2 protein-coding genes are annotated in these 2,264 nt (G+C 77.4%); both read right to left on the bottom strand.

What is annotated here, in order from left to right:
* The coding region (locus ABD211_RS25815; RefSeq protein WP_344137162.1) for a hypothetical protein at nucleotides 1–316 on the bottom strand (316 nt) is incomplete at its 3' end.
* A partial coding sequence (locus ABD211_RS25810; RefSeq protein ID WP_344137160.1) for a DUF5682 family protein occupies nucleotides 313–2,264 on the bottom strand: 1,952 nt, incomplete at its 5' end. The genes ABD211_RS25815 and ABD211_RS25810, both read right to left, overlap by 4 nt.

Genomic DNA, 2,264 nt, shown 5'->3' with positions numbered 1-2,264 from the left:
CGTCGGCCGGCGTGTCCGACCCGGCCAGGTGCGCGTCGCCGCCGTGGACCGGCGCGGCCGCGAGGATCGCTGTGCGGTGCAGGCAGCGGGGCGAGAGCAGGCAGGTGCAGGTCGCGTCGCCGGCCACCCGGACGACCGCCGCGAGCGTCACGGTCGTCTGCTCGTCGACGGTCACGACCACGCCGCCGTCGGCGCCGGCCGCGACGGGCCACCCGGCCGCCACCGCGACCGTCTCGTCGAGCTTCTTACGCAGCCGGCCCGGCAACGCGTCAACCGCGTCGGCAAGAACATCCGGTGCCACGCTAGGAAGGCTCATCGGTTCACCTGCTCCCCCACCCAGCGGGCCAGTTCGAGCGGGCTCAGCGCGGCGACGGGCATGCCGGCCGCGACGAGCTGGGACGCGACGCCCGTGCTGTAGCGCGCCGCGCCCCGGTCGTCGAGGCTCGCGCAGCCGAGCAGCGCGCAACCGGACGTGGCGAGCGTGCGGACCTCGGCCACGAGATCGCCGATCGGGTACCCCTCCTCGAAGTCGCTGATCACCACGACCATCGTGCGGCTCGGCACGGTCACCAGGTCGCGGGCGTAGCGCAGCGCCTTCGCGATGTGCGTACCACCGCCGACGCGGACCTCGAGCAGCAGCCGCAGCGGGTCGTCGGCGCGGTCGGTGAGGTCGATGACCCCGTCGGAGAACGTCACGAAGTGCGTCTTGAGCGCCGGCACGCCGGCGAGGATCGACGCGGTCAGCGCCGCCCATACCGTCGACGGTTCCATCGAGCCCGAGACGTCGGTGAGCACGATCAGCCGCCACTCGACGCCGCGCCGGCTGCGGGTGCGGAACACGGGCCGCTCCGGCAGGACCTGCACCTGACCCCGGTCGTCGGGCCGGGCGGTGTGCAGGTTGGCGCGGATCGTGCCCGGCAGGTCCAGCACGCCGGTGGGCCGGCGGGTGCGCCGCGGGCTGGCCAGGCCGGTCAGGGCCGGGCGCAGCTGCTTGGCGAGCTGGGCGGTCAGCGCGGCGACGAGCCGGGCCACCAACGGCCGCAGCCGGCCGAGGCTCTTCTCGGACGCGCCGCCGGCCAGCGACAGCACGGCGTGCAGCAGGTCGACGGACGGCCGCACGGCCTCCGGGTCGAGGTGCAGCGCGGCATCGACCCGGCCGGCGGTCGCCGCCCGCGCCAGAACCTCCTCGCGGACCCGGGCGCCGAACAGGGCGTCCAGCTCGTCGGCCCACTCGCGCACGCTGGGGAAGCCGGCGCCCCGGCCGCCGCCCTGCCCGGTGCCGGCGCCCTCGGCGGTGTGCGATCCCTCGCCCCGCCCCGCGCCGTACAGCTCGTCGAGCGCCGTGGCGAGCCGGCGACCCGAGTCGGGCAGCTGATCGGCCTGCCGGCCGAGAACCAGGCGCCACCGCTGCGCCGCGGTCACCTCACCCTTGTCCGGGAGTACGCGTCGCGAGCGCGCGTCGGCGGCGTCCACCGGGCCGGTGGGCTCGGCGGCCAGGTCGAACGCGCTCAGGGCCGCGCGGCCGGCCAGGTCGGCGGCGAGCCAGGCGGCCAGCGTCGCCGGGTCCTCGGGCAGCGGGTCGCGCAGGTCGCTGCCGTGCGGGTCGTCCGCGAGCCGGTCGGTGGCCATGGCCAGCAGCCGGTCGCGGGCGGCCGGGCTGAGCGCGTCGAAGCCGCCGCGCAGGGCGGGCAGCCGGCGCAGGAAGTCCTCGTCGGGCAGCTCCTCGACGCGGTCGAGCAGCGGCACCACGGTCACGTCGCCCGCCTCGAGCAGCGGGCCGGCGACCGTCAGGGCGCCCTGCAACCGGGCCGTCATCTCGTCGGCGGGAGCGTCCACCCAGGAGGCGAGCCTTCGGCCGTACTCCTCGGGGTTGTCGAGCTCGAGCAGGACGCGGACAGCGCACGCGGCGGCCTGCGTCAGCGGGGTGCCGGCCGCCGCGATGCGGGCGAGCGCGTGGTCGAGGCGCAGCAGGCGGCCCGTGGCGCCGGCCCGGTCGCCGAGGGCGAGCAGCGCCCGCGCGTCGGCGATGTCGGTGGCGCCGGCGAGGCCGTCGACCGGGCGCACGGCGGCGGCGTAGAGGTTCTCGGTGAGGTCGTCGAGGCCCTCGGGCGGGGTGAGGCCGGGCACGTGGCCGGCGCGGATGCGTTCGACCAGGTCGATGCCGGCGACGAGTTCCTCCATGGTGCCGCCCTGGCAGACCTCGGCGGCCACGTCGGCCAGCCGGGGGCGCACGGCGCGGGGCAGCGCGGCGGCCGCGGCGGCCG

The sequence above is a fragment of the Luedemannella flava genome, from assembly GCF_039528515.1.
In the GTDB taxonomy this organism is placed as follows: domain Bacteria; phylum Actinomycetota; class Actinomycetes; order Mycobacteriales; family Micromonosporaceae; genus Luedemannella; species Luedemannella flava.
This window is presented reverse-complemented; position numbering and strand designations above follow the sequence as displayed.